The organism is Psychrobacter sp. 1Y4 (assembly GCF_051847555.1).
On record NZ_JBPYDE010000933.1, the window covers coordinates 1 to 568 of the forward strand.

At 46.5% G+C, this 568-nt stretch carries 1 protein-coding gene; it reads left to right on the forward strand.

Annotated elements, in window-relative coordinates; translation table 11 throughout:
- On the forward strand, nt 1-568 hold a 568-nt coding region (locus ACS8FC_RS19690), incomplete at both ends, for a tetratricopeptide repeat protein (RefSeq protein ID WP_439298029.1).

The window sequence follows — 568 nt, forward strand, 5'->3', positions numbered from 1 at the left end:
TATCAGAATTGTTCTTATCATTAGAGGCGACCGATTCAGCATTAGAAGCATTATCACGTGCTTATCGTTTGTCACCTGATAATGAAGAGATTGCGATTACTTACGCGCAGATTAATTTCTTTGCTAATAAGGGTCAGCTAGACGAAAATAGTCGCCGAGTGCTAGAAACTGTATTGGCCAAAAACCCACAGCATGAAGGCGCGCAAATGCTCATGGCAATGGGTGAAGCACGAGCGAATAACTTTGATCAAGCACAAGGCTGGATTAAGCGTTTGCGTGATAGCATCTCGGCCAAACCAGGCGATCATACGCAGGCGCTATCAAGCCTAGATGAGCTCAGTGCCAATGTGACCATGCAGCAGCAACAAGCCTCTGAAGGTATCGAGGTGACCGTTAAGATTAACTCAAGCCTACTACCATTGGTCAAAGCGGATGACGTGCTGTTTGTGGCGATTCGTGATGTGAATGGTGGCCCGCCATTTGCAGCTAAACGTTTACCAATTACTGCCATCAAACAAGGTGAAGCTACTATTAGCCTAAGTGATCTTGATGCCATGATGCCAGGGCG